Origin of the sequence: Nocardia sp. NPDC052566 (assembly GCF_044547285.1) — a bacterium.
Lineage (GTDB): Bacteria > Actinomycetota > Actinomycetes > Mycobacteriales > Mycobacteriaceae > Nocardia.
The window spans coordinates 330,357-351,880 of record NZ_JBIUAF010000002.1; the positions used below are offsets into that span (position 1 = coordinate 330,357).

The window sequence follows — 21,524 nt, forward strand, 5'->3', positions numbered from 1 at the left end:
TCTCCTAGCTGGGTTGTCCGGAAGTCCATGGTTCATCGGGTTTCTGAAATGGCGATGACTCCGGCGCACCGCTCCGTCAGCCCTATTTCAGGCGAACTGGACATGATGGCGGTCTACGCGCACAGCGATCCGCTGTCGAACCCGCGCGAAAGGCTATGCGATGACCGCACCGTATGAACGACTGCTGGCAACGCCACGGACCGATCCCGTTGCCGAGTCCGACACCTCCGCCGCCAAGGCGGCGAGCGGCTCACCTTTTCCGGCGCTGCAACGCGAGATCAAGGCCGCGGGGCTGATCGATCTGCGTACCCGCTACTACACCGGCAAGATCATGCTGACCATCCTGATGCTCGCCGTCGGCTGGGTCGCGTTCTTCCTGATCGGCTCGTCGTGGTGGCAGCTGCTGGTCGGCGTCTGGCTCGCCTTCTGGTACGTGCAGACCGGCCTGCTCGGCCACGATGTCGGCCACCATCAGGTGGCGCGCACCAAGAAGACCATGGAGTGGCTCGGCTACCTGCACGGCAATCTGCTGCTCGGCGCGAGCTACGAGTGGTGGATCAACCACCACAACCGCCATCACAGCAACCCGAACCACATCCACAAGGACCCGGATCTGGTGCGCCGCAAGGCGATCTTCCTCGCGGAGCAGGCCGATCAGCCGATGTCGCGCGCCCGCGCGTTCATCATCCGGCACCAGGAGAAGATCTTCTTCCCGATGGCGATCCTGGAATCGCTCGGCCTGCGCGTGGTGAGCGCCCGCGCCATCGCGCTGCGCACCGTGCGGCGGCCGGTGCTGGAGGGTTCGATCATCGCACTGCACTTCGTCCTGTACTTCGCCGCGGTGTTCAGCGTGCTCACCATCCCGCAGGCGATCGCGTTCATCGCGGTGCACCACGGGCTGACCGGACTGTACGGCGGCATGATCTTCGCGCCGAATCACAAAGGGATGCCGGTCCGTTCGGAGGAGGAGTCGATGGACTGGATGACGCGCCAGGTGGTGACCGCACGCAATATCCGCGGCAACCCGATCGTCGACTACGTCTACGGCGGGCTCAACTACCAGGTGGAGCATCACCTGTTCCCGTCGATGCCGATGCCGAATCTGGCCAAGGCGGCCCCGATCGTGAAGCGGCACTGCGAGGCGGCGGGGTTGTCGTATCACGAGACATCGATCATCGGCTCCTACACCGAGATCGTGGTCTACCTCTACAAAGTGAGCCGCGAAGCGCGCCCGCGCCTGCTGGCCGGACGTTCGAGATGACGGACTATTTCGCGGGCAGGGTCGCGGTCATCACCGGCGCCGGTTCCGGTATCGGCCGCGCGCTCGCGGTCGACCTCGCCGGGCGCGGCGCGGTGCTCGCCCTCTCCGATATCGACGGTGCAGGCCTGGAACGGACGGCCGCGCTGTGCGAGAAGGGGGAGGGCGCGGTGCTGGCGAGCAGGCTCGATGTCACCGACCGCGCAGCGGTTTTCGAGCACGCCGAGGAGGTCCGCGCCCGGTTCGGCAAGGTCAACCAGGTCTACAACAACGCGGGCATCGCCCGGTACGGCGAGATCGAGCGGGAATCGTTCGAGGCGTTCGAGCGGGTGCTCGAGGTGAACTTCTGGGGCGTGGTCAACGGCACCAAGGCGTTCCTGCCGCACCTGATCGCGTCCGGCGACGGGCACGTCGTCAACGTCTCCAGCCTGTTCGGGCTTGTCGCGTTCCCAGGCCAGAGCGCTTACACGGCCGCGAAATTCGCCGTGCGCGGGTTCACCGAGGCGCTGCGCCAGGAAATGCTCGTCGCCGGACATCCGGTGCGCGTGACCTCCGTGCACCCCGGTGGGATCAAGACCGCGGTGGCGCGCAACGCGACGGTGGTCGACGGCGCGGACCAGCGCTCGTTCGCCGATCTCTTCGACAAGCGCCTGGCGCTGCACAGCCCGGAGATGGCGGCGCGAACCATCGTGGGCGGTGTGCGAAAGCACCACGCGCGCATCGTGATCGGCGCGGAGGCGAGCATGCTCGACCGGTTCGCCCGGCTCACCCCCACCGGGGCGCAGCGACTGGTTGCGCTGCTGTCGCGGTTCGTCGCCGTCGCCCCGTTGCGCGAGCCGGCCGGGTGAGCGATGCCGACTATTCCGCTGCCTGTCGCCCGCGCACTGCTGGTTCCGTACTACCGCTTGACCTTTCACCACCGGATGCCATGGCCGCTACAGCGCGGCCTGCTCGACGCCGGTGCGCGGCTGCTGCCGATGCCGAAGGGTGTGACGATCGATCCGTTGTTTCTCGGCCGGCGGCGCGCGGAGCGAATCACAGTCGGCGCCACGGCGGACGCGGGCGCGGTGCTGTACCTGCACGGCGGCGGATACACCTCCGGGTCGATCCGCAGTCACCGCTCGCTCGCCGCGCATCTGGCGCGGGAGTCGCGCCGTCCGGTCTATCTGCTCGATTACCGTCTCGCGCCGGAACATCCGTATCCGGCCGCCGTGCAGGACACCATCGCGGCGTTCGAGGAGCTGACCGGCGCCATCGGCTACCGCCCCGAATCGATTGCCCTGGGCGGGGATTCGGCGGGCGGCGGCATCGCGCTCGCGGCCACCCAGTCGCTGATCGCCCGGCAGGCGCCGACTCCCGGTGCGCTGGTGCTGCTTTCGCCGTGGACCGATCCCGGGTTCGTACCGCGGCGGCCGCGCGACATGGTCGTCAATATCGCCTGGGGCCTCGCCTGCGCCGCGGCCTACCTCGGTAGCGGCGACCCGGCCGACCCGCGTTACGCGCCCTTGCTCGGCACGCTGTCCGGGCTGCCCAGAACCTACCTGCACATCGGCACCGGGGAAATGCTCTACGAGGAGTGCCGCAGGCTGGTCGAGCGCTTACGGGCCGCCGAAGTCCCGCTGCGCTATGTGGAGAGCCCGGTGCTGTGGCATGCCGCGCAGACGCAGGCGGGCATGGTCAGGGAGGCCGCCGAATCGCTGCGGGATGTCGCGGAGTTCCTTTGCGAAGACCGGCTCCTTTGTGAAGACCGGCTCCTTCGCGAGATCCGGTCCGAACCGAACACAATCGGAGAACACGATGTCGAGAAACATACTGACGCATCCTGATCAGATCGACACGCTGCGGCGCACGGACTACGGTTTCTTCGGCCCGGAGTCGGTCGCGTGGAAGGTGTGGACGCATCCGACGATCCTGCTCGGGCTGCAGCGCGCCGTCGCGCTCCAGTTCCTGAACCCGTATTTCGCCGCCGCGCACGAGGATGCCAAGGGCGTGTACCAGCGCCCGGCGCACTTCTTCGATATGACGCTGTCGTTCCTGCTGAGCGGCATACTCGGGGACAGCCGGACCGCGCTGACCACCTCGGATTTCATCATGGACATCCACACCAGGGTCACCGGGATCGAACCGATCAGCAAGAAGCGCTACAACGCGAACAGCCCTGAGGCGCAACTGTTCACGCATATCGACGGCTGGCAGTCGATGCTGAAGTGCTACGAGGTCTTCGGTCCCGGTGCGTTGCCGGCCGCGGAGGAAACGCAGTACTGGGCCGAATGTGCCGTCGCCGCCGAGCTTTTCACCTGCAAGGCGGAAGACATTCCCCGCAGCAGGGAGGGCGTGCGCGCCTATTACGCGCAGCTGCGGCCGCGGCTGTGCATCTCCGAGCACGCGCTGTCGGGCCTGCGCCAGCAGCTGTACACCTCGGGGCCGTACGCGGATCCGAAGGTGTCGATCATCAGCCGGATCGCCGCACCCGCCACCCTGGCCACCTTCCCGAAATGGATCCGGGTGCTGATCGGGCTCGATCAGCCCGCCGTCGTCGACCGGATCTCGGTGCCGGTGGTCCGCGAGGTCTTCCACGCGGTGGCGCGCTCGCGCCGGGCCAGCTGGACCATGGTCGGCGTCGCCTCGCCGATGGCCGGGCGAATCCTGCGCCAGCACTGGCGATCCGGGGAACCCGCGCGGCCCGAGGTGCTGACCCCCGCGATCGCGCGGCAGGCGAACGGCCGCCCGACCCGGCGCAGCGGCGAGGCGGCGCTGCATGCCACCGACCCGTCCCGGAAGGGGTGACCCGATGGATCACGAGGCGATCATCGTCGGCGCCGGATTCTCCGGCATCGGCGCCGCCCTGCGGCTCGATCGGGCAGGCATCCACGACTACCTGGTGCTCGAGGAGGGTGGCGGCGTCGGCGGTGCGTGGTACTGGAACACCTATCCCGGTATCGCGGTGGACATTCCGTCGTTCAGCTATCAGTTCTCCTTCGAGAAGAACCCCAACTGGTCCCGGGTCTACGCGCCCGGCGCGGAGCTGAAGGACTACGCGGAACACTGCGTCGCGAAATATCGTCTCGCGTCACGGATCCGGCTGAACACCAAGGTGCTCGGCGCGCGCTACGACGATGACCTCGACCTGTGGCGGGTGAACGCGGCGGGGGAGGAGATCACCGCGCGCTACCTGATCTCGGCGACCGGATTGTTGAGCAAGCCGCGCATGCCCGATATCGACGGCATCGGGGACTTCGCGGGCACGGTGATCCACACCGCCCGCTGGGATCACAATGCCGATCTCACCGGCAAGCGGGTGGCGGTCATCGGCACCGGTGCGTCCGGGTTGCAGGTGATCCCCGAAATCGCGGACACGGCAGGGAAGTTGACCGTCTTCCAGCGCACACCGATCTGGTGCCTGCCCAAAATCGATGTGCGACTGCCGGTTCCGCTGCGCTCGCTACTGCGGGTGAAGCCGTTCGCCACGGCCGCCCGGCTCTTCGGTCACGCGATTGCCGAGATCCAGTTCCCGCTGCTGGTGCACTACAACGGTGTCCTGCCGATTTCGACGCTCGGGCAGGCGATTTCGAAGGCACAGCTGCGCTGGCAGGTGCGCGATCCTCGGGTACGCGCCAAGCTGCGGCCCGACTACACCCTCGGCTGCAAACGCCCGAGCATCTCCAACACCTACCTGGCCACGTTCAACCGGCCGAATGTCGCGCTGGAGACCGCACCGATCGAGACGGTCACCGCCCACGGCGTGCGCACCGCCGACGGTGTCTCGCATCCGATCGACATCCTGGTGCTCGCCACCGGTTTCAAGACCTGGGACCCGGAGAACATGCCCGCCTTCCCGGTGCACGGCAGCGACGGTGTCGAGCTCGGCGGCTGGTGGAAGGTGAACCGGCACCAAGCCTACGAGGGTGTCAGCGTGCCGGGCTTCCCGAACTACTTCATGATCTTCGGGCCCTACGGCTACAACGGCACCAGCTACTTCCAGCTCATCGAAACCCAGATGCGCCACATCGTCCGCTGCCTGGCCCGCGCCCGCCGTACCGGCTCGACTCGCATCGAGGTCAAGCCGGAGGCCAACGAGCGCTACTTCCGCACCATGCTGCAACGCCAGGGCAAGCAGGTCTTCCAGCACGGCGACTGCACCGGCGCGCGCTCCTACTACTACGACGCCAACGGCGACATCCCGTTCCGCCCGACGACATCGCTCGAAACAGCCTGGCGCAGCGTCACGTTCGACCTGGACGACTACACCTTCGCCGCACCCGCCTGAGCAGCACACCCTTTGATTCCCGCATACCGCTTCGCAAGGCGATTCGGTGTGCGGGAAGCCGAAGGGTGTGCTGCTGTAGGCGTCAGATGCTGTTGGTCGCGCGGATCAGGCTCCAGATCGCGCGTGGTGTGAGGCTCTTGTAGGCGATGTATTCGGGGATCACCGCGGTGGGGTTCCATTTCAGCTTGTATTCCAGCTGGGTTTTCGCCGGGTAGACGAGTTCGCCCTTGTCCGCGAGCAGGCGGACGATGCGGGAGACCGGCTTGCTCGCGGTCGGCAGTTCATAACTGGGGTCGAGGCTGGTGAAGGGGGTGAAGCCGAAATGCAGCCAGTCGGCGCCGTTGTCCCGGAATTGTTCGATCGCATGGAGATTGATCGCCTCCATGACACCGGGCGGCGCCTCGGGAACGCGGCGGCTCAGATCGTGCAGCCAGCCGCCGTGCGAGCCGTATACGGGCGCGTAGGAGAGATATCCGACGGGAGCGTCGTCGATCGATCCGACGAAGAGCCTGCGATATTTCTGGGCGGGCCCGCCGATCTCACCGATCAGGAATTCCAATTCCTTGACGTGCTTGCCCTTCTCGCGCAGCCAGCGGTGATCGATATCGGCGATCACCTCCGAGTAGCCGTCGGCGAAGGCGGAGGAATAGATCTCGGTGACCTTCAGCCCGGCGCGCTTGGCGCGGGAGATCTTGTTGCGCAGGCTGACGAACTTCTTGCCTTTCAGGCTCATCGTGGCCAGGTCGACGGCGTAGGAGGCGCCTGCCTGGTTGACCCGCATGCCCAGCTCCGCGTAGATCCTGGCGTCGGCCTGCTGCACCTGCACGGCCAGCACGCGGCGGCGTCGCGCGCGCGCCTCGTCGAGGAAGCGCCGCAGCAGGGCGGGCCGGTCGGGTGCGGCGGCGAACGGGCCGCCGAATTGCACCCAGTACTTGCCCACCGCCCGATAGCAGACGAATCCATCGATCTCCGGTGTGGCGAACAACGCATTGCGCTGATTCATGGCCAGAAATGCACTGGGGTTGTCGGTGGAGCGACGCAAAACCTCGACCGCGAGGTCGCAGTCCAATCTTGTTGCCACCTGCGCGGATTTCACGTCCCTGTCCTCCATAACGAAGCAGCGCTAGACCGTGACAAACTTCGCAGACCCCTCTGACGCGGCTCTGACTCGATGGCACGCGCGTATCAGAAGTGCGTCAGTTCGACGGTGGAGACTGTGCCGGTAGCCAAGAAGGTGGGTAGGACTCTATGAAACCGTGGGCAAATGACAACGGCGTGCTGACATACGGCAACTATGTTCAGGGCGAAGACGTCGGCAGCGACAAATGGGTTCACGTCCTGTCGGTGCGTGCCATGCTCGAGGATTCCTTTCAAAGCCTGCGACTCAAGCGCGATCTCGACCGTGGTACCAGGGATCTCGCGACGGTGGAACCGGGGATGGTGGTCGGCCGCGTCGCGGTCGCCGATGAGGACGTCAACCGGCGGGCGCTCGAAGCCGCCGCCGCGGCCGCGATCGAGTGGCGGGCATTCCCGATCGAGGCGAGGCTGGACATCCTCGACCGAGTGCACGCCGCCGTGCGGCAGCAGCGCGATGAGCTGATCAGGATGCTCACGCTGGAAGGGCACCCGCTCGAGCTGGCCAAGTGGGAGTACTCGGGCATGCTCGAGGCGACCGGCCCGGCCGCGCGGGATTTCCTGCGCGAGCAGCTGTGGCGGGAGTACCGCACCGAGGACGGCCGCCGGCGCATTGTGCGCAGGCAGCCCGATGGCGTGGTGTGCGTGAATCCGCCCGCGAACGCGCCGATGTCGAGCGCGCTGCTCGCGGCGTTGAGCATGGCGTCGGGCAACGCGGTGGTGGTGCGCGCGCCGCGCACCGCGCCGATGGGCGTGATGTACGCGATGCGCGAGCTCATCGCACCGCTGCTGGACGACGCGGGTGTGCCGCCGGGCACGCTGAACGTGGTGTGCGGGCATCCCGCGCCGCTGCTGAAGATGTGGCTGGAGTCGCCGCATGTCGACGACATCATGTACTTCGGCAATGTCGAGTCCGGCCTGAAGTTCGAACAAAAGTGCGTCGCGGCGCGCAAGAAGCCGATTCTCGAACTGGCGGGCAATGATTCGGTGCTCGTCTGGGCCGATGCCGACCTCGACCATGCCGCGGACGCGATCGTCGAGGGCTTCTTCGGCTCCGGCCAGCTGTGCATGATCCCGAATCAGGTGCTCGCGCATCCGGCGATCGCCGACGAGCTGATCGAGCGGATGGCGACAAAGGCGCGGGCGATGCGGCCCGGCTATCCGGATACCGAGGGTGTCGTGCTGTCACCGGTGTTGCGGCACGACGGATTTCACGCATTCCTCGACGACGCGGTCACCAAGGGCGCGACGCTGGTCACCGGCGGGCGCGGGATGCATCTGGACGGCACGCCGGGCGATACCGGATTCTTCCTGGAGCCGACGGTGATCCGGGTGGACGGGCTGGCCAAGGCCCGCGAGCTCGACGCCGTGCGCGAGGAGACCTTCTTCCCGCTGATCCCGGTCGTCGTCGCGGACAAGGGCATCGAGAACGCGAAACTGCTCGACGGATTCATCCAGTACATCAACACCAATACCTACGGTCTGCGGAACTCGTTGTGGGCCAAGGACGATGCGGTTATCGATCGCTATGTCACCGAGGTGGTCAACGGCGGCCTGCTGAAGATCAACGAATCGCATATCGCCTTCGCGGCCCCGCTGCCGTCGCACGGCGGTACCGGGGTGACCGGCGGCGTCTTCGGCGAGGCCAACTATCCGGTACTGCGCACCACGCATCTGCAGGGCGTCGCGATCTCCGACGGCAACCGCCCGCCCCGCTATCGCTAGAGGTCAGAGGAGGATCCGATGAGAACACTCGACGATGCGCGCGCGGTGTGCGAGACGCACCTGCCCGGTCTGTACGCCGCGCTGGACGAGGTGCCGCTGCTCGAGCTGGAGCGCCGGGGCAATCCGGGGCTCGAGCTGTTCCGCAAGCACGGCGGTCCCGCCCTGGTCATCCCCAAGGCGTACAGCGGGCTCGGCGCGACGCCGACCGAGGCGGTGCGGGTGATGCGTGCCATCGGCTCGCGCGCACCGTCGCTGTCGGTGGCGACGGCCATGCATCACTTCTCGGTCGCCACCTTGTTCACCCTCGCCGACAGCCTGCGGTCACAGGGCACCGAGTGGGCGATCCTGGAGGGCATCGCGGCCCAGAACCTGTTGGTCGCTTCGGGATTCGCGGAGGGCAGGCCAGGACAGGGCATCCTGTCGCCCGCTGTGCGGGCACAGCGCGCCGAGCGCGGCTATCTCGTCAACGGCGCCAAGAAGCCGTGCAGCATGGCGCATTCGATGGACATGCTCTCGGCGAGCGCGGCGGTGCCGACCGAAGACGGTGGCGTCGAGATGATCCTGCTGCTGATTCCCGGTAAGAGCCAAGGCATTTCGACCCATCCGTTCTGGGCCAGCGATGTGCTCGCCGGTGCGGAGAGCGACGAGGTCAGGCTGGCGGACGTATTCGTCGACGAACGGCTCGCCACCCGTGCCGAAGTCGACGACCAAGGCGTGGTCGACGAGTTGCAGACCGTCGGTTTCATGTGGTTCGAGCTGCTCATCTCGTCCTGCTACCTGGGCATGGCGAGCGGTCTGGTGGAGCGGGCGTTCACGGCGGGCCGCAGCAGCGGGCAGACGCTGGCCGAACTCGGTGTCCGGCTGGAAACCGCCGCGGTGCTGCTGGAATCGGTGGCGCGGCTGCTGGAGGCGGGGGTGAGCGACAACAACGCGCTCGCGACGACATTGATCGCGCGCTACGCCGTCCAGGACGCGGTGAACGACGCGGCGGCCAAGGCGGTCGAGGCGCTCGGTGGCGTCGCGTTCATCTCCGCACCCGAGGTGGCCTATCTGTCCTCGGCGACACGGTGCTTGGCGTTCCATCCGCCGTCGCGTTCGAGCAGCAGTGAGGCACTGGCCCGCAGTCTGGCCGGTGACGTTCTACGACTGAACTGAGAGGCAGGCCATGACGACACAGGATCACGCGATCATCGCCGCTGAGGTGGCGCAGTTGTATCGGGCGCACCTCGGGGTCGGCCGGGCCAGGATCGGCGAAATGGTCGGCGGCCAGGTGGAAGTCGAATCCGAGGGCGCGTGGATCACCACCAGTGACGGCGAAAGGTATTTCAACGCGGGCGGATACGGGGTCTTCATCATGGGCTCCCGCCATCCCCGCGTGCTCGCCGAGGTGGAGCGGCAGCTGCACACCCATCCGGTGGGCAGCCGAATGTTCCTGGAGCCTGCGGCCGCTCGGGCCGCGCAGCTGCTGACTTCGGTGACGCCACCGGGTTTGGACCGGGTGCACTTCAGTGGCTCCGGCGCGGAGGCGACCGAGGCGGCGATCAAGATTGCCCGGCTGTCCGGGCACCATCGCCTCATCTCCATGCACGGCGGATATCACGGCAAGACCATCGGCGCGCTGTCGGTGACCGCGAAAGAGCTGTACCAGAAGCCGTTTCAGCCGCTGCTGCCCGAGGTCACGCACATCCCGTACGACGACACCACCGCGCTGGCCGCCGAATTGGAGCGCTACGGCGAGACCGCATGCGTGATCGTCGAACCCGTGCAGGGCGAGGCCGGGGTGATCATCCCGGCGGGCGGCTACCTGAGCACGGTTCGCGCACTGTGCACCGAATACGGCGCGATGCTCGTGGTCGACGAGATCCAAACGGGCCTCGGCAGACTCGGCGCCTGGTGGGGGTGCGATCAGGAACAGGTGGTGCCCGACATCCTGCTGTCGGGCAAGGCGCTCGGTGGCGGCATCATGCCGGTCGCCGCGACCATCGCGACCAGCGAGTCCTTCGCGCTGCTCGAACGCGATCCGTTCCTGCACACCTCGACGTTCTCCGCCGCGCCGCTGGCCATGGCCGCGGTGAGCGGTGCCATCGCGGCCATCGAAGAAGACGACCTGACCGGCCGCGCCGCGGTGCTCGGCCTCGAGCTCGCCACCGAGATCGAGGCGATCGCGTTCCGGCACTTCGGTTCCCGTGTCCGCGAGGTGCGCGCACGCGGCCTGCTCATCGGCATCGAGCTCACCGAGCCGGGCATGGCGGGCGCACTGCTGATCGACCTGGTGAACAACAACGTGATCGCCAATTTCTCGCTCAACTCGACCACGGTGCTGCGGCTCACCCCGCCCGCCATCATGACCCCCGACGACGTGGAGTTCCTCCTCGACCGGTTCGAACGCGCCGCCAGGACGACCGCCGAATACTTCCTCGAAAGGTGAATCCGCCATGCGAACCGTCACGCTCACCATCGAATCCGCCACCTGCGACGCCGATGAGGCCTACGTGCGCATCAGCAGGTTCGAGCGGTACCCGGACCTGGTCGACGACGTGCGCTCGATCATCGTGCACCAGAGCGAAAGCGGAGTGCTCACCAGCGACTGGGAGGTGTACTTCCGCAACGGCCCGCTGCGCTGGTCGGAGGTGGACTACTTCCAGACCGACCAGCGCCGCATCACCTTCGAGCAGACCGAGGGCGATTTCGAGATGTTCCGCGGCATCTGGGAGGTGGAGCCGACGGGCGCGGGCTGCCGGGTCAAGTTCGAGGTAGTCTTCGATTTCGGCATCCCGAGCCTGGAGGGCGTGCTCGAGCCGATCGCCACCAAGGTGCTCAAGGAAGGGCTCGCCTTCGCGCTGCTGCAGCTGCTCGGCGATGCCGAAGTCGTCGACGATCCAGGCGTCGCGGACGCGCTGACGGCCAAGGCCGCCGCGCTGGCAAGCTGAGAGGTGCCGCTGTGGACCACATCAATCGCTTCGACAGCCGGAATACGCTGTGGCTCATCAGGATCGAGTTCGGGATCGGGCTGGTCGTCGCGCTCGGCCTGTTCGCCTGGCACCTCGGTGAGGTCTACTGGCCTACCGCGGTGCTGCTGTTCGTCTACATCGACGCGATCGGCTACATCCCCGGCCTCATCGCGCACCTGCGCTCGCCCGACGGCGAGGTCCCGCGCGCGTACTACGTCTTCTACAACACCATGCACAGCTTCATCACTCAGGCCGCCGTCATGGCGGTGTGGATCTGGCTGTTCGGATTCGGCTGGGCGCTGCTGGCCATTCCGATCCATTTATGCGGCGACCGTTCGATTTTCGGCAATTTCATGAAGCCGTTCGACGCACCGTTCGAGCCGAAACCGATTCCGGCGTTCGTGGAATTCCAGCGCAGGCTCGGTGAGCGCCGGACCGCGCGCACGAGGACATTGGAGGAATCCCTGTCATGACCGCTGTCGGCGCCGAGCCGGATGTGCAGCACCCCACCGCGACCCTGGCCGCCTGGGCGAGTTCGTTACGCTACCAGGATATTCCGGAGGCAACGGTAGGGTTCGCGAGCAGCCAGGTGATCTCGACCCTCGCCGCGATCCGCGCCTCGCTGGCACATCCGCTCGGCCGCCGGCTGACCACCGCCTTCGGCGCACCGCTGCAGGCGGATCCGAAGCAATCGGCGTATGTCCTTGCCGGACTGGCCAATTGCCTCGACTTCGACGACGTGTCCTATGTCGGGCACCTGTCGGTGTCGTCGGTGACCGCCGCGATCGCCTACTCGGCCGAGTTGCGGCTCACCGGCGCCGACCTGCTCACCGCCGTGATCGCCGGCAACGAATGTGCCGGACGGCTCACGGCTGCAACAATTCTCGGTCCGTTCTTTCGCGGGCAGACCGCTACCCACTGTCATCTGATGGGTGCGGCCGCTGCTGTGCTGCGCGCCCGCGGCGCGGAGGCCGGGGAGTGGATCTCCGCGCTCGGTCTCGCGCTCGGCATGCAGCCGACGCCGCTGCACCGCGCGGTGCTCGGCGGTGAACTGAAGATGCTCACCGCCGGTGCGCCGGTACGTATGGCGCTCGACGCCTGCGACGCGGCGCGCGCCGGGCTGGCGGGCGCGCCGGAAATCCTCGGTGGCGCAGGCGGACTACTCGCGCAGCTGTCCACCATCGAACTACCCGATGCGGTGGTGGCCGGGCTCGGCCGCCGCTGGCACAGCGAGACGCTCACCTTCAAAACCTTTCCGGGCAGCGCGTATTCGATGGCCGCATGGGAATGCGCGCAGCGATTGCACCGCAGGCTCGGCCGCGTCGATCCGGCGGCCGTGCGCAAGGTGACCGTGCACGGCTCGCTACTCACCTGGATGCTCGACCACAAGGTCCGTGAATACCTCTGTGGCGCCGATACTTCGGTGACCGCCGCGACGTTCTCCGTCGGCTACGGCGTCGCCACGCTGCTGCGTACCGGCACGCTGGGACCGGATGATTTCACGCCCGGGGCGCTTGCCGAGGACGCGCGGTGGGAACTGGCCGCCAAGGTCGAGGTCGAACATGATCTCGCCCTGTCGGAGCGGATGGTGCGCGCCACCTCGCCGCTGGGACAGACCATCAGGCAGGCAGGCAGGCGCGCGGCGGCATGGCCTGACCTCGCCGCATGGGCCGGTGACGATATCGTCGCGCGCATCGCCGAACTCGGCCCGCCCGAGGAGACTTTCGAGGCGGCGACCATGGCGATCGGCGCGCGGATGACCGTCGAACTCACCGACGGCAGCGTCCTCGCCGAGGACTGCGAGCAGCCGATCGGCATGTCGGGCCCGGCGACCCGGCGCGACCATCCGGAGATCGTCGGGCGCAAGTTCCTGGCCACCGGCGGCTCGCCCGCCGTGCTCGCCGAGCTGCGGCGGCTGGCGGATCAGGACGGCGAGCGCACGGTCGAGCTGCTGTGCGATGCGCTCAACGATCCGCGGTGAGCCGCTCCGGGATCGGACCCGACAGCGCGATCCGCAGCCGGTCGCCCGGCGCGATGCCGAGTTCGGCGTGATAGAGCAGGTTGGCTTCCCGGAAGGCCTTGCTGGCCTCGGCATAGCGATTCGCCCGGCGCAGCGCGACAATCAGCGATTCCCACAGTTGTTCGTTCAGCGGATCGGCATCGAGAAATCGCCTGGCGTTCAAGATGACTCGCCGATCCTGTCCGGTGTCGAGCCAGGCCGAGAGCAGGATCTCGCGCGCGGTGGCCCGCAGATGGCGCAGCTCCTCGGTCTTACTCGCGACGAACGGTCCGTCGTCGACATCGGCGAGCGCGTCGCCGCGCCACATGGCCAGTGCCTCGGTGAGCATGACCGCGACCACCGACGGCGCGCTCGGGTACAGGGCGAGCGCCTGCTCGACACGATCTTCGAAGATGTAGGCATCGACGGCGCCGCGGTCGATATTGAGCCGGTAGCTGGAATCGACGGATTCCAGAATCCCCGAGTCGACGGACTGCATGCGCAGCCATCGGCGTAACCGGGCGATATGCGCGTGCAGCGAGTTGGACGCGTCGCTCGTTTCGGTCAGCCGAAGTTCTTCGATCAGCTCATCGCGTCGGACCGGCTGTCCCGCGCGTAAGGATAGTACTGCCAATATGCATCGCAGTTTTTGTCCGGTAAGGCAACTCTCCTTGCCATCAACAGCGATGCGCATCGGGCCGAGGATATCGATCTCAGGGGTCGCCACGGCAAATCTCCGCCCGTTCAGTTGTCAGGTGAGAAATTCCACAACCGATCCGATGGGTGCCGTCAGCGTCGACCGTCGCGCCTGTATCAGTAGCGGACAGGCTAGAGTTCTCCTAGCCAATAGGAACGCTATCAAGATCGTGAAGTAGCCGTACACCCGCTCGTTCAGGTAGCCATCGCTCGATCGGGTAGTCGGGTGGTGCGTGGCCGCATGGCGCCGTGTGGTGTAGATGTCACTTGGCGGACTTCTTAGGGGTTGACGTCTCGGAACGGACGGCTTACCCCTAGTAGTAGGGGTCGATCGGCGCGAAACAATCAAAGTCCAAGTTAAAAATACCGACCGGCATGTTCATTATCGTGCGGCCCCGCGCGAGCTGTGGTTTACTGCGAGAGCTACTGCTTGGCCGACGTCAGGGGTGAAATTGATAGAGTCGTCGAAAACCCGAATCAATGTATCAGCAGACTCGGTGAGTAGGGCGACCGGCGCTCCATCCACTATCAGCGACGTCCTCTACCTCATTGCCGCCTATCATTCCGATGTGATCGACGATGCGATAAACAAGAAGCTGAATCAGGCCAAGATCAGCTTTCTGCGCGGGGATATCGACACGTCGCTCGCCGTGGTGGACGAGGTGATTGCCGATCTCGGCGCGAATATCCTGGTCGCCGATTCGATCCGTGGCCTCCGTATATTCCTGGCCTCGCTGATCGACGAGGGTGCGGTCGGTGCGACCGATCTGCTCGGTGATTCGGCGGCCGAGGGCGACGGCGGAATTTCCATGGTTGTCGCGCAATGTGTCATGTCCAGTAATCATTGGTTCCGCGGTGATCTATTGGAAGGGCTGTGGCTGAATCAGCGGGCGATCGAATCCGCGCTCGAATTCAGCCCGACGTGGCAGATGTATGCATCGATGTTACTCGCCAAGAAACTCATCGATATTCATATCTCCGGGCAGGCGCAGAACATCATTTCCGGAATGGACGATCTGATCGGCCGCTCCGGTCTCGAGGTGTGTGCGCCGATACCCGTCGCGTTGCGCGCGAACATACAATTGCAATCCGGCGAATTCGACAAGGCGCTGGAATCGGCCAATACGGTGATGCGGCTCGCGGAGGAGCGGGAGACCACCCTCGCGGTGAAACTCGCGCTTTCGGTCGCGGCGACCGCGTGCGTGCGCCTCGGCGAGACGGCCGCGGCCGCGAGCACGCTGGAGCTGTTCCACACGGTGCAGACCGGGCATGTGCTGTCCGACTCGATCGCGCGGGCCGCCATCGCCGAGACCACCCTGATCGCCGCGGATCACGGCTCGCACGACGCGGTCGAATTCATGCGGGCGAACTGGCAACTGCTCGGCACCGACGCGGGGCACTTCGTCGAGGATGTGCTGCGGCCCGCCTCGCTGATCGCGATCGCGCTCGACGCCGGTGACGCGGAGCTGGCCTCGCAGGTGCTGCGCGCCATCGAGCGGCTGGCACAGCGCAATCCCGGTATGCCCATCCTGCGCACCGCGGTCGACCGTGCCCGAAGAGCCTTCGCGGGCGATGGCACCGTCGCGGCCGCGATCTTCGGCCCGCGCAACGGCATTCGTCCGCTCCCGCGCCGCCAGCCACCCACCGTGGTGCCGCCGTCCGGTATCACCGCGATCCCGTTCGAGGCCGCGCGGCAGGCGCGCGCGGCCGAGGACGCGCTCGCCGCGCGCCGCGCCGAACCGGCGCCGGAGATCGTCTCCGATCTGTCGCTGCTCAGCAGCCGCGAACTCGAGATCGCCAGGCTCGTCGGCCGCGGCATGACGAATCGGCAGGTGGCGACGCGCCTGGGCATCTCGCCGCATACGGTCAACTTCCACCTCAGGAAGATCTTCAAGAAGCTATCGATTTCCACCCGCGTTCAGCTCGGCAGGCTCGTCGCGAAGGCCGATCGCGGCGCTCAGGAACCACAGGAGCCCGCCAAGGACAACTGCGTCACCTACATGCGGTCGGTCACCAGCATTGATTCCGATCCACCTGGACCGAGAAACCTTCGAGCCGAAGGGTATTGGCGCGACGCGTCCGGATAGCACAGGTCAAGGATTTCGGTCCGGTCTGACGCGACTCTGAGATGCGGTCCCGCGCGGTGTCAGTGGCGTTTCAGACCGCCGTGACACTGTTAGCAGCGCTAACGCAGTGGAAGGGTTCCCGGAGTGGCCCAACGGGGGCCGGGTAGCCCGGTCGAGGTAACACTCACGCAGGTTCGAATCCTGCCCCTTCCGCCACGAGGGAAAGCGCAGGGCGGCATGGTCGACGGGGATGTCAGTGCACTGGTGATCGTCAACCCGACGGCGGGCGGTGATCCATCGGGCATCGTCGAAACCCTGAGCAACCGTAAGGGTCTCGCGCTGCGCGTCGTGCAGCCGAGTAGTGCCGCCGACGCCGAGCGGGTTGCCCGCGATATCGACGGCGGCGATCGGCCCGATGTGGTGATCGCCGTCGGCGGCGACGGCACCGCGGGACGGGTGTGCGCGGGGCTCGCCCGCGCGGGGGTGCGGGTACCGCTGCTCGTCGCGCCCGGCGGTACGGGCAATTCGAGCTACCGTGGCCTGTGCGACGATCGCCCGTGGCCTGAAATCGTTGCCGCACTGGCGGATCGGCGGCTGGCGCGCTGTGCCATCGACTTGGCCGCGATCGAGGAGCTCGACCGCACCGTGCTGCTCGGGACGACCACCGGCCTGCTGCCTGCGACCCTCGCTATCGCCAGGGAGCTGCCGGGGTCGGGCCGTGATCTGCTCAGTGCGGCGACGATGGCCGCGCTCGATTCGCACAAGCCCTATCCGGTCCGGGTTTTCGTCGACGAGGTGCTCACCTACGAGGATCACCTGCTCGGCACCTACATCGGCGGTATGCGCCACCGGGGCGGCCGTTTCGAGATGCTGCCGGAATCGCTGCTCGACGACGGCCTGCTCGATATCTGCCTGCTCACCGGCAATTCGGCGCCGCAGTACGCGCGCGGCCGCACGATTCGGGTCGAGCGCACCGATGGCGAGCCGCTGCGCATCGAGTACGACGGCGAGTTGGACTCGCTCGGTGGCTCTTACACGGTGTCCGTTCTCCCCGCCGCGCTGTCCGCACTGGTGCCGACACCGTTGCCGGCGGGGATTCAGGGTTCGGAACTACTCACCACCTGACATTCGGCACTACACGACGGTCAGCGTGCCCGCCTGGTAGTCGTCCCTGACCTCGAACCTGCGGATCTTGCCGCTGGAGGTCAGTGGTATCGATCCCGCGGCGACCAGGACGACATCGTCGAGGCGCAGCCCGTGGTACTCGCCGACGGCGCGGCGAATCGCGGTGGCGATGGCCTCGACGTCGGCCTGGGTCGGTGTCAGGCCGCGCTCCAATTCGCCGACCAGCACGAGCCGGGGGTCGCGCTCGTCGAGGACCTGGAAGACCGCGCAGCGGTCCGGGCGTATTGCCGGATGGCTGTCCATCGCGGTGGCCTCGAGGTCGGTCGGGTAGTGGTTGTATCCGTCGACGATGATGAGATCCTTGCGGCGGCCGGTGACATACAACTGGCCTTCGCTGACGCACCCCAGATCGCCCGTGCGCAGGAAATAGCCGGTGCGGCCGGGGATTTCGACGGAGAACGTGCCGACCGACAGCTCGGGGGCCGCCCAGTACCCGGTGCCGATGCTGCCGCCGCGCAGGCAGATCTCGCCGATCCGCCCGGCGGGTACCGGATCGAGCGTCTCGGAGTCGACGAGGACCAGTTCGTAGCTGTCGTTGAGCGCACCGCTGGCGACCAATTCGCGCCCACCGCTGGCCACCGGCTCGAACCTGCCCTCGCCCAAAGCTTTCGGGTCGACCTGAACCGTGGTGAGTCCGCTGCCGCACGGCCCGCCGGTCACGAAGAGCGTTGCCTCCGCGAGGCCGTAGCAGGGGAACAGCGCGCCCGCGTCGAAGCGGGCGGCGCGGAAGTGCTCGGCGAACGCGGTCATGGTCTCGGTGCGGATGGGCTCGGCGCCGCACAGCGCCACTTTCAGCCGGGAGAGGTCGAATTCGGCCACCTGTTCGGCCGATATCCGCCGGACGGCGAGCCCGAAGGCGAAGTTGGGGGCAACGGTGTGGGTGGCGCCGAAGCGGGACAGCGCGGCGATCCAGCGCTGTGGACGCTGCACGAAGGTCAGCGGTGACATGCCGATCACCGGGCAGTTGCTGTACACGGGCTGGGTGACCATGATCAGCAGGCCCATATCGTGATAGGTGGGCAGCCAGCTCACCCCGATGCTGTCTTCGTCTGCCTCGGCGTGCTCGTGAACCAGGGCGATATTGGTGAGCACGTTGGTGTGGGTGAGCACGACACCCTTGGGCTCACCGGTCGATCCAGACGAGTACTGCAGGTAGGCGATGGTGTCGCCGGTGATCGGTACCGGCTGGTACTGCTCCGCCTCTGCGGCATCGATGCGGTCGGTGGAGATCGGCCGCAGCCCGGAGAACCCGTCGATATGCGCGAGCACGGGAGAGAGCCGCACCTCGATATCGGCGGTGGTGAGCAACAATTCGGCGCCGGAGTTCTGGGTGATCGACGCCAGCCTGGCGAGGCTGGTCTGCAACTTGCTCGGTTGCGGCGGTGCGACCGGTACCGCGATCACGCCCGCGTAGAGGCAGCCGTAGAACGCGGTCACGAAGTCGAGGCCGGGCGCGTAGAGCAGCAGTGCGCGATCGCCGGGGCGGGCGAAGCGGGCGAGGTGGGCCGCCAAGGCTCTGGCCGCATGATCGACCTGTGCGAAAGTCAGTGACGCGGTGGGCTCTTCGCCGTCGACGAGGAAACGGAAGCGCACTTCGTCCGGTGTCGACGCTGCCCGGGAGGTGAGCAGCTCGACGAGAGTGGTCGGTTCGGTCGGGTCGCGGTGGGCGGCCGGGCCGGATCGATCAGGCGATACAGTTGTCATTCTCGTGCTCCTGGTGTGTGGTGGCGGCGAGGCTCATGGGGGCGACATACCCGGCGGGCCGCAGCGTGACGCGGCGCGGGTTCCTGTCGCAGACGAGGGCGCAGGCATACCGGGCGCCCAGGTCGAGACTGTGCACGTTCCTGGTCGGCAGGCGTGCGTCGCCGACGGCCGAGATGACCGGCAGGCCACCGGAATCGGCGCAGAGTTCCAGCGCATCCGGTGCGATCGTCAATCCCGCGCCGAGCCACTTCAGGTAGCTCTCCTTGGCTACCCAGTGCCGCAGGAATCGACGCCGGTCGGTGCCGACCGATGCCGCCTCGCGCGCGGTGAGCACGCGCGCGGTCAGTCCGGCCAGATCCATGGCGGCGTCGACGAATTCGGCGTCGATGCCGACGGATCCGGTTGGCGCGACCGCGACAAGCGCGAGGCCTCGGGTGTGTGTCAGATTGAATGCCACTGTCCGGCAGGTCAATTCCGGTTTGCCGTGGCTGCCGAGCCGGAATGTGAGCTCGGCGGGCGGAGTCCCGGTGTAGGTGGCGAGCACTCGGCGCAGCGTCGCGCGCAGGTGTACGAAATCGGCTGCGGCGCTTGCTGCGTCGAACCGGTCGGCGCGGGCGAGCTCGTCGGCGGCGAGCAGCCGCCGGTCCGCCGGGGCGCAGCCGCCGGTCAGCGGCAACGTCCAGACGTCGACATCGAGCGGGCTCATCGCGGTGGCCCCGTCAGGCAGTCCCTGAGATGGCCGAGCACCTCGTCGCGGTGGGAGGTCACGAAGAAGTGGCCGCCGTCGACCATCCTGATATCGACCGCCCCCGAACTGCATCGGGCCCACTGCTCGAGATCGGTGACGGCGACGTGGGTGTCGGCGCGCCCGGCGAGCACGGTGATCGGTATGTCGAGCGGCGGGCCGGGCCGATGCCCGTAGGACTCGTTGAGCGTCATATCCGCGCGCATCAGCCGCAGCAGGATGCGGCGCCATTCCGCGTCGTCGAGCACCGCCTGCGGTGTGCCGCCGAGCTCGCGAATCAGCTGGAGCAGCAGCGCATCCGAGGACGCGGGGATCGAGGGCAGGCGCGAGGGCCGCTGCGGTGCGCGCCGGGCCGACACGATCAAATGCACAGGGGGACGGCCGAGTTCGGTGAGCGCGCGGGCCAGCTCGTAGGCGACGAGCGCGCCCATGCTGTGCCCGAACAGCGCGAACGGTGCCCGCCACGCGCCGTCCATCGCCGCGAGCAGATCGCCGATCATCGACTCGACCCGGTCATGCGGTTGTTCGCGCATCCGCAGTTCGCGGCCCGGCGGTTGCAGCGGCACCACCTCGATCTCGGGGTGCAGCAGCTTGCGCCACGGCACGAAGGCCGAGGCCCCCGCTCCGGCGTGGGGCAGGCAGTACAGCGTCACGGGCGCGTTGCCGGCCGGTGGGTGCGGCACCCAGCCGCTGCTACGAATCGCGTTGGCGGTCATGATGTTCGCACCGCCTCCATGGTGACGAGGGTGAGATAGGACGGCGGCGGTGGGGCCGGCGTCGGCGGAGCGGCGAGCAGGGTCACTCCGTCTCGCTCGCCGAGCTCCGTGAAGTTGGCGAACCGGTAGGTGATGTACATGATCCGGTTCCGTTCGGTGGGCACGTATTCGGCGATCAGCCGCGCGCCCGCCGCCTGGGCGAGGCGCATCACGTGGTTCAGCAGAACGGTGCCGACCCCGCGCGAGATCACCCGGCACGACATGAGCAGGAGCTTCAGCCGCCACTCCCCGTCGGCGATCTCTACGAGCGCCAGACCGATCTGGCCGTAGGTGCCGTAATTGTCGTCCAGATCCGCCATCAAGAGAAGGTGATCCTCGGATTCGGTGCAGGCGGCCAACTCCTCGGCCGAGTACATGATCCCGGTCGAGTTCAGCTGGTTGGTCCGTACGACAAGTTCCTCGGCGCGGCCGATGTCTTCGCGCCCGGCCGGTCCGATGGTGAACCGCATGCCGAGGGTGGCGAGGAACTGCTCGTTGGTTCCGGCGAACTGTTCCTCGGCCCGCGTCCGCTCGATGCCCGACCGGTACATGTGGCGGCGCCTCCTGGCGTCCGCGGTCACGAATTTCGGCTGGAACTCGGCATGTTCGGGCAGCGTCGCGGCCGCCGTGGCGTCGTAGCAGCGCACCTCGGGATGGGTGAACGCCACCTCGTCGCGCTCCATCGGCTGATCGTCGACGAAGGCGAGTGCGTCGATGCCGATATCGAGGAGTTCGGCGACGGCCGCGATCGAGGCGGACTTGTTCCGCCAGCCGATCTGCGGGTGCAGGAAGTAGTCGGCGATGCCGAGCTCGGTGAGTTTCGCCATGGCGAGGCCGGGATCGTTGCGGCTCGCGATGGAGTGCAGGATGCCGCGTTCGTCCAGTGCGGCAAGCGTTTCGCGGATACCTGGCGCGAGTTCGGTGATCGCGGCGTTCTCCAGCAGGACGCCGTCCCACAGCGTGTGGTCGAGATCCCACACCACACATTTGATGGGCCGCGGATGCTGCGTGGCGGTCTGGTTCATCGGATTCTTCCCAC

General features: G+C 67.1%; 19 protein-coding genes and 1 tRNA gene. 14 read left to right on the forward strand and 6 right to left on the reverse strand.

Annotated elements, in window-relative coordinates; translation table 11 throughout:
* The first annotated feature begins 160 nt into the window (after window positions 1-160).
* The 5 genes from ACIG5A_RS08880 to ACIG5A_RS08900 are packed head-to-tail and all read left to right on the forward strand — an operon-like array spanning window position 161 to window position 5,525.
* Complete coding sequence (locus ACIG5A_RS08880; RefSeq protein ID WP_397239453.1) at window positions 161-1,261, forward strand: fatty acid desaturase family protein; 1,101 nt, start codon at window positions 161-163, stop codon at window positions 1,259-1,261.
* Entirely contained in the window at window positions 1,258-2,106 is an 849-nt protein-coding gene (locus ACIG5A_RS08885; RefSeq protein WP_397239455.1) for an SDR family NAD(P)-dependent oxidoreductase, read from the forward strand. Before ACIG5A_RS08880 ends, ACIG5A_RS08885 begins: the two co-directional genes overlap by 4 nt.
* A 3-nt stretch (window positions 2,107-2,109) precedes the next feature.
* A complete protein-coding gene (locus tag ACIG5A_RS08890) occupies window positions 2,110-3,084 on the forward strand; it encodes an alpha/beta hydrolase (RefSeq protein ID WP_397239457.1) in 975 nt (324 codons plus the stop codon).
* Window positions 3,056-4,045, forward strand: a complete 990-nt coding sequence (locus ACIG5A_RS08895; RefSeq protein WP_397239459.1) for an oxygenase MpaB family protein — start codon at window positions 3,056-3,058, stop codon at window positions 4,043-4,045. Before ACIG5A_RS08890 ends, ACIG5A_RS08895 begins: the two co-directional genes overlap by 29 nt.
* Window positions 4,046-4,049: 4 nt before the next feature.
* Window positions 4,050-5,525: a flavin-containing monooxygenase gene (locus ACIG5A_RS08900; RefSeq protein ID WP_397239461.1), complete on the forward strand. Its 1,476-nt coding sequence runs from the start codon at window positions 4,050-4,052 to the stop codon at window positions 5,523-5,525.
* A gap of 82 nt (window positions 5,526-5,607) precedes the next feature.
* On the opposite strand, the gene ACIG5A_RS08905 is transcribed toward ACIG5A_RS08900, so the two are convergent.
* On the reverse strand, window positions 5,608-6,636 hold the full coding sequence (locus ACIG5A_RS08905) for a bifunctional lysylphosphatidylglycerol flippase/synthetase MprF (RefSeq protein ID WP_397239463.1): 1,029 nt from the start codon (window positions 6,634-6,636) through the stop codon (window positions 5,608-5,610).
* Window positions 6,637-6,773: 137 nt separating this feature from the next.
* Between ACIG5A_RS08905 and ACIG5A_RS08910 the strand changes: the two genes are divergently transcribed.
* Genes ACIG5A_RS08910 through ACIG5A_RS08935 form a run of 6 tightly spaced genes read left to right on the forward strand, consistent with a single transcriptional unit; the run spans window position 6,774 to window position 13,316 of the window.
* Entirely contained in the window at window positions 6,774-8,384 is a 1,611-nt protein-coding gene (locus ACIG5A_RS08910) for an aldehyde dehydrogenase family protein (protein WP_397239465.1), read from the forward strand.
* Between the two features lie 18 nt (window positions 8,385-8,402).
* Complete coding sequence (locus ACIG5A_RS08915) at window positions 8,403-9,539, forward strand: acyl-CoA dehydrogenase (RefSeq protein ID WP_397239467.1); 1,137 nt, start codon at window positions 8,403-8,405, stop codon at window positions 9,537-9,539.
* Between the two features lie 10 nt (window positions 9,540-9,549).
* Complete coding sequence (locus tag ACIG5A_RS08920) at window positions 9,550-10,812, forward strand: aspartate aminotransferase family protein (protein WP_397239469.1); 1,263 nt, start codon at window positions 9,550-9,552, stop codon at window positions 10,810-10,812.
* Between the two features lie 7 nt (window positions 10,813-10,819).
* Window positions 10,820-11,314: a type II toxin-antitoxin system RatA family toxin gene (locus ACIG5A_RS08925; RefSeq protein ID WP_397239471.1), complete on the forward strand. Its 495-nt coding sequence runs from the start codon at window positions 10,820-10,822 to the stop codon at window positions 11,312-11,314.
* 11 nt (window positions 11,315-11,325) lie between these two features.
* Window positions 11,326-11,808 carry a hypothetical protein gene (locus ACIG5A_RS08930; RefSeq protein ID WP_397239473.1) on the forward strand — a complete coding sequence of 161 codons (483 nt, stop codon included), beginning with the start codon at window positions 11,326-11,328 and terminating at the stop codon, window positions 11,806-11,808.
* Entirely contained in the window at window positions 11,805-13,316 is a 1,512-nt protein-coding gene (locus ACIG5A_RS08935; RefSeq protein WP_397239475.1) for an MmgE/PrpD family protein, read from the forward strand. Before ACIG5A_RS08930 ends, ACIG5A_RS08935 begins: the two co-directional genes overlap by 4 nt.
* On the opposite strand, the gene ACIG5A_RS08940 is transcribed toward ACIG5A_RS08935, so the two are convergent.
* On the reverse strand, window positions 13,300-14,061 hold the full coding sequence (locus tag ACIG5A_RS08940; RefSeq protein ID WP_397239477.1) for a BTAD domain-containing putative transcriptional regulator: 762 nt from the start codon (window positions 14,059-14,061) through the stop codon (window positions 13,300-13,302). The genes ACIG5A_RS08935 and ACIG5A_RS08940 overlap by 17 nt on opposite strands.
* A 538-nt stretch (window positions 14,062-14,599) precedes the next feature.
* Here ACIG5A_RS08940 and ACIG5A_RS08945 point away from each other — a divergent pair.
* From ACIG5A_RS08945 to ACIG5A_RS08955, 3 genes are all read left to right on the forward strand, one after another.
* Window positions 14,600-16,117: a LuxR C-terminal-related transcriptional regulator gene (locus ACIG5A_RS08945; RefSeq protein ID WP_397239479.1), complete on the forward strand. Its 1,518-nt coding sequence runs from the start codon at window positions 14,600-14,602 to the stop codon at window positions 16,115-16,117.
* Window positions 16,118-16,225: 108 nt separating this feature from the next.
* Window positions 16,226-16,312 (forward strand) — tRNA-Leu (locus ACIG5A_RS08950).
* A gap of 21 nt (window positions 16,313-16,333) precedes the next feature.
* Complete coding sequence (locus ACIG5A_RS08955; protein ID WP_397239481.1) at window positions 16,334-17,221, forward strand: diacylglycerol/lipid kinase family protein; 888 nt, start codon at window positions 16,334-16,336, stop codon at window positions 17,219-17,221.
* A gap of 9 nt (window positions 17,222-17,230) precedes the next feature.
* Here the strand turns inward: ACIG5A_RS08955 and ACIG5A_RS08960 are convergent, their stop codons facing one another.
* From ACIG5A_RS08960 to ACIG5A_RS08975, 4 genes are read right to left on the reverse strand one after another with little or no spacing between them, the layout of a single operon-like run.
* The gene (locus ACIG5A_RS08960; RefSeq protein WP_397239483.1) at window positions 17,231-18,985 is read right to left on the reverse strand and encodes a fatty acyl-AMP ligase; all 1,755 of its coding nucleotides are present in this window, start codon (window positions 18,983-18,985) and stop codon (window positions 17,231-17,233) included.
* Complete coding sequence (locus ACIG5A_RS08965) at window positions 18,966-19,691, reverse strand: 4'-phosphopantetheinyl transferase family protein (RefSeq protein WP_397239485.1); 726 nt, start codon at window positions 19,689-19,691, stop codon at window positions 18,966-18,968. The genes ACIG5A_RS08960 and ACIG5A_RS08965 overlap by 20 nt, the downstream gene beginning before the upstream one ends.
* Window positions 19,688-20,446 (reverse strand): thioesterase II family protein, encoded by a 759-nt coding sequence (locus tag ACIG5A_RS08970; RefSeq protein ID WP_397239487.1) that lies wholly within the window; start codon window positions 20,444-20,446, stop codon window positions 19,688-19,690. The genes ACIG5A_RS08965 and ACIG5A_RS08970 overlap by 4 nt, the downstream gene beginning before the upstream one ends.
* Entirely contained in the window at window positions 20,443-21,510 is a 1,068-nt protein-coding gene (locus tag ACIG5A_RS08975; RefSeq protein WP_397239489.1) for an HAD-IIIC family phosphatase, read from the reverse strand. The genes ACIG5A_RS08970 and ACIG5A_RS08975 overlap by 4 nt, the downstream gene beginning before the upstream one ends.
* Between the last annotated feature and the right edge of the window lie 14 nt (window positions 21,511-21,524).